Origin of the sequence: Polaromonas sp. (assembly GCF_030682935.1) — a bacterium.
GTDB lineage: Bacteria > Pseudomonadota > Gammaproteobacteria > Burkholderiales > Burkholderiaceae_C > Polaromonas.
Map to the genome: position 1 here is coordinate 1 of NZ_JAUXNA010000007.1, position 5,008 is coordinate 5,008.

The 5,008-nt window shown below is 63.0% G+C and carries 6 protein-coding genes; 3 read left to right on the forward strand and 3 right to left on the reverse strand.

The genetic code is table 11. The features are described 5' to 3' along the window. Positions 1 to 836: ADP-forming succinate--CoA ligase subunit beta (gene sucC, locus Q8K05_RS00335; protein WP_305244565.1), on the reverse strand; the 836-nt coding region annotated here is incomplete at its 3' end. Positions 837 to 1,066: 230 nt separating this feature from the next. On the opposite strand from sucC, the gene argC reads away from it, so the two are divergent. After that, positions 1,067 to 1,978, forward strand: coding sequence for an N-acetyl-gamma-glutamyl-phosphate reductase (gene argC, locus Q8K05_RS00340; protein ID WP_305244566.1), 912 nt, complete (start codon positions 1,067 to 1,069; stop codon positions 1,976 to 1,978). A gap of 77 nt (positions 1,979 to 2,055) precedes the next feature. Here the strand turns inward: argC and recX are convergent, their stop codons facing one another. Continuing rightward, positions 2,056 to 2,529, reverse strand: coding sequence for a recombination regulator RecX (gene recX, locus Q8K05_RS00345; protein WP_305244567.1), 474 nt, complete (start codon positions 2,527 to 2,529; stop codon positions 2,056 to 2,058). A 91-nt stretch (positions 2,530 to 2,620) separates the two neighbouring features. Further along, positions 2,621 to 3,745 carry a recombinase RecA gene (gene recA / locus Q8K05_RS00350; RefSeq protein ID WP_305244568.1) on the reverse strand — a complete coding sequence of 375 codons (1,125 nt, stop codon included), beginning with the start codon at positions 3,743 to 3,745 and terminating at the stop codon, positions 2,621 to 2,623. A gap of 185 nt (positions 3,746 to 3,930) precedes the next feature. Between recA and Q8K05_RS00355 the strand changes: the two genes are divergently transcribed. Both Q8K05_RS00355 and Q8K05_RS00360 read left to right on the forward strand, forming a co-directional pair. After that, on the forward strand, positions 3,931 to 4,464 hold the full coding sequence (locus Q8K05_RS00355) for a MarR family winged helix-turn-helix transcriptional regulator (protein WP_305244569.1): 534 nt from the start codon (positions 3,931 to 3,933) through the stop codon (positions 4,462 to 4,464). 84 nt (positions 4,465 to 4,548) lie between these two features. Continuing rightward, a partial coding sequence (locus Q8K05_RS00360; RefSeq protein WP_305244570.1) for a response regulator transcription factor occupies positions 4,549 to 5,008 on the forward strand: 460 nt, incomplete at its 3' end.

Consider the following 5,008-nt stretch of genomic DNA (forward strand, 5'->3'; position numbering starts at 1 on the left):
AACAGCTTGATGGTGTCCATGGTCGCCATGGCCAGGCCGGCGCCGTTGACCAGGCAGCCGATGTTGCCGTCCAGGCTGATGTAGGCCAGGTCAAACTTGCTGGCTTCGACTTCGGCCGGATCTTCTTCGTCGAGGTCGCGGTAAGCCACGATTTCCGGATGGCGAAACAGCGCGTTGGGGTCAAGGTTGAACTTGGCGTCCAGCGCCATCAGCTGGTTCTTGCTGTCGCGGTTCAGCGGGTTGATTTCAACCAGCGACGCGTCGGTGTCCATGTAGCACTTGTAGAGCTTCTGGAAGATGTCCACGGCCTGGGCGGTGGACTCAGGTGGCAGGCCGATGGCGTTGGCTATTCTTCCGGCTTGTTCTTCGCCCAGACCCGTCAGCGGGTCGATGTACTCGGTGATGATTTTCTCGGGCGTGGAATGCGCCACTTCCTCGATGTCCATGCCGCCTTCGCTCGATGCGATGAAGGCGACTTTTTGCGTGGCGCGGTCGGTCACCAACGAAACGTAGTATTCCTTCTGGATGTCGGCACCGTCTTCGATGTACAGGCGACGCACCTTCTGGCCTTCGGGGCCGGTCTGATGGGTCTTGAGCTGCATGCCCAGGATTTCGCCAGCGATGCGCTTGACGTCTTCAATGGTCTTGGCCACTTTCACGCCGCCGCCCTTGCCACGACCACCGGCATGGATCTGCGCCTTGACCACCCACACCGGGCCGCCGAGTTTTTGTGCGGCTTCCACCGCCTCCTGCACCGTGAATGCCGGAATGCCGCGCGGCACAGGCACACCAAAATTGCGCAAGATTTCCTTGCCTTGGTACTCGTGAATTTTCATGAAAAACCTTCAGGATTCGGTAAAAGAGGGGTGCAACAGGGAGTTGGGCAGGGCTGTTGGAAAGGGAAAAAACAAGCCATATCGGCACAAAACCAGCATGTTAGCGGTTACTGCAGGCAGCAACCCGGAACTGTATCATGGTGCAATGCACAATTCTTGTGTGGACCTTACGTCTGATAGGACCGCCAAACAGGCCTGTTCGGATCACTACTTATCGCTGAAAGTACGTTATGCCCAAAATTTTTATCGATGGCGAAGCCGGCACCACAGGCCTGCAAATCCGTGAACGGCTGCAGGCCATGCCGCAGATTGAGCTGCTCAGCATTGCGCCCGAGCTGCGCAAGGATGCGGCCGCCAAGCAGGGCCTGATGGCGCAGGCAGACCTGGTGATCCTGTGCCTGCACGACGACGCGGCGCGCGAATCGGTCGCCATGATCGACTCGCTCAGCGGAAAAAAGCCCAAGATCATCGACGCCTCCACCGCCCACCGCACGGCGCCGGGCTGGGTGTTTGGTTTCCCCGAGCTGGTCCCCGGTCAGCGCGAAGCCGTCATGGCGGCCGAGCGCGTGGCCAATCCGGGCTGCTACGCCACCGGCGCGATTGCGCTGATCCGTCCGCTGGTCGATGCCGGGCTGATGCCGGCCGATTTCCCCTTGAGCCTGCCCGCCGTGAGCGGTTACTCGGGCGGCGGTCGCCAGATGATCGAGGCCTACGAAGCCGGCACCGCGCCCGCGTTCGAGCTGTATGGCCTGGGCCTGGAGCACAAGCACCTGCCCGAAATCATGAAGTACACGGGTCTTGCCCGACGGCCGGTCTTCATTCCGTCGGTGGGCAACTTCCTGCAGGGCATGCTGGTGCAGTTGCCGCTGCACCTGGACCTGCTGCCCGGCCAGCCGACCGCCGCGCAACTCCATGACGTGCTGACCCGGCATTACGCGGGTAGCGAATGGGTCACCGTGGAAGCCGCGCCCGAATCGGGCGCGCTGGACGCGCTGGGCCTGAACGACACCAACAAGATGGAGTTGCGCGTGTTCGGCAACGAAACCCATCGCCATGCCGTGCTGGTGGCGCGGCTCGACAACCTGGGCAAGGGCGCCAGTGGCGCGGCGGTGCAGAACCTCAAGCTGATGCTGGGGCTTTGATTGGCGCCTGACCGGAGGTCTGGGACACAGCATAAGCCGACATCGGTGTTGGCGGCGGCTGTGCCGGGTGACACCTTTCAATCATCCTCTGCCTGCGACACCACGCGGCGAATCACGTCGCCGCCAAAGCCCCGGGCGGCGAGAAAGCGCATTTGCCTGGCGCGTCCGGCCGCGTCCGGTGCCGACCCGTCAAACTTCTTGCGCCAGATGTCGCGGGCGCGTTCCAGTTCACTGAGCTTCAGGCGCTCCATCGCACTGGCCACCGCCTCCGCACCCAGCCCCTTGTTCAGCAACTCGTGCTTGATGCGCGCGGCGCCAAAACGTGCGGCGCGCCGGTTGATCACCGACTCGAGCACCCGCGCCTCGCTGATGAAGTCCTTGGCCTGCAACTCATCAAGCACCTGCGCCAGCTGGCCCGGTGTTTCTTCGTGGGCTGCCAGTTTGCGCTCCAGCTCGGCCCGCGAATGCTCGCGCGCGGCCAGGTAGCGCAGGGCGCGCCCCTTGAGCGACAGGCCAAAGCCCACCCGGGCGGCGGGTTTGGCCGGATTCATCGCGAAGGGCAGCACGCAGCTGCTATTGGTTTAATAGCTGCCAGCACTCGCACGCATTGGGCTAGCGCCTGATTTCGCATATAAAACCGGATCAGGCCGCTGCTTTGGGGGCCTTGTCGGTTTTTCCAGGTTTGGCGGCCTTGTCCGCGCTGTCGCTGGCGTCGGCGGCAGCCACGGCGACAGCGGCCTGCACCAGCGGGATGCCCAGCGACTCGCGCACCTTGTTTTCGATCTCGATGGCGAGCACCGGGTTCTCTTTGAGGAATTCACGCGAGTTGTCGCGGCCCTGGCCGATTTTTTCGCCGTTGTAGGCATACCAGGCGCCGGCTTTTTCAACGATGTGGCCGGCCACGCCCAGGTCGAGTACCTCGCCCAGGCGGCTGATGCCTTCGCCATAGAGAATGTCGAACTCTGCGGTCTTGAACGGCGAGGCCACCTTGTTCTTGACCACCTTCACGCGGGTTTCGTTGCCGATGACCTCGTCGCCCTTTTTGATGGAGCCGATGCGGCGAATGTCCAGCCGCACCGAGGCGTAGAACTTCAGCGCATTGCCGCCGGTGGTGGTTTCAGGGCTGCCGAACATCACGCCGATCTTCATGCGGATCTGGTTGATGAAAATCACCATGCAGTTGGCTTTCTTGATGGTGGCCGTGAGTTTGCGCAGCGCCTGGCTCATTAGCCTGGCCTGCAGGCCAGGCAGCGAGTCGCCCATTTCGCCTTCGAGTTCGGCCTTGGGCGTCAGCGCCGCCACCGAATCGATCACGATCAGATCCACCGCGCCGGAACGGACCAGCGAATCGACAATTTCAAGCGCCTGCTCGCCGGTGTCGGGCTGGGAAATCAGCAGCTCCTGCAAATTAACGCCCAGCTTTTGCGCGTACTGGATGTCCAGCGCGTGCTCGGCGTCCACAAAAGCGCAGGTGCCGCCGATTTTTTGCATTTCGGCAATGACCTGCAGCGTCAGCGTGGTTTTGCCCGACGACTCGGGGCCGTAAATCTCGACCACCCGGCCGCGCGGCAGGCCGCCAACACCCAGGGCAATGTCCAGGCCCAGCGAGCCGGTGGAGACCACCTGGATGTCTTCGATCACTTCGCCGGCGCCCAGCTTCATGATGGTGCCTTTGCCGAACTGCTTTTCAATCTGGGCCAGCGCGGCCTGCAGCGCCTTGGCTTTTTCGGTGTTCAGGGCTGGGTTGGATTTGACCGGTGCGTCCATGAAAATCTCCTTGAAAATCAATGATGTAATAACTCTTGCGTTCACTTTTCAGCGGTTTCCAGGCTTGGCCTGGAAGAACAAGCTGGATGCATGACCAGTACTTTATGGGCGCCATTGAAATAAGTAAACCCCATTATTGGTCAGTTTGCCTGACCGATTGAGGGTGCGTAAAGTAATATCGACCAATGCAGAAAATCGACGCGCAAGCCCTCCCGCACGGTGCCAGCACCAGCCCATGTGACGGCATCGCGGCGGCCAGCGATCAGGGCTGGCGGCTCACCCACTTGGGGCGCCTGCTCGGCCATGCCTTGCGGCGCTTTGACGAGCGCGTGCTGGTGCTGATGGCCCGCAACGTGGAGGTGCCGCTGGCACTGTCCAACCTGGCTGCGCGCGGCCAGGTGGGCGCGGCCCACATCCACATCACGCGCCACCTGGCCGTGGAGGGTTCGCGGCTGACGGACCTGGCGGCAAGCGCCGGCATGAGCAAGCAGGCCATGGGCGACCTGGTCGACCAGTGCGAAGCCTGGGGCCTGGTCAGGCGCGCGCCCGACCCGCACGACAAGCGCGCGCGGCAGCTGCTGTTCACCGCCGCAGGCCTGTTGTGGCTGGACGCCTTCAAGGGCGCCGTGGCGCAGGCCGAAGACGAATTCCGGCAGGCGGTCGGCCAGGACGTGGCCACCGTGGTGGCGCTGGGGCTCGAAGCGTATTGCGGGGCGTAGTAGTCGGAAAAGCCTAGAATTCGCACGACAAACAACAACACCGGCCCGCTGAACGGGAGGCAGGCCGACACCAGGGAGACAAGCATGCGAATTTTGATTGCCGAAGACGACCAGGTTCTGGCCGATGGCCTGCTGCGAACCCTGCGTGCCTCAGGTGCCGCTGCTGACCATGTGGCCAGCGGCACCGAAGCCGATGCCGCGCTGATGACCAACACCGAATTTGACCTGCTGATTCTGGACCTCGGCCTGCCGCGCATGCACGGGCTGGAAGTGCTGAAGCGGCTGCGCGCGCGCGGCTCGGCCCTGCCGGTACTGATTCTGACCGCCGCCGACAGCGTGGAAGAGCGCGTCAAGGGCCTGGACTACGGCGCGGACGACTACATGGCCAAACCGTTTTCGCTGCAGGAGCTGGAAGCGCGTGTGCGGGCGCTGATCCGGCGCGGCATGGGCGGCGCCAGCAGCACCATCAAGCACGGCCCGCTGATCTACGACCAGGCCGGGCGCGTGGCCACCATAGACGGCCAGATGCTGGAACTGTCGGCGC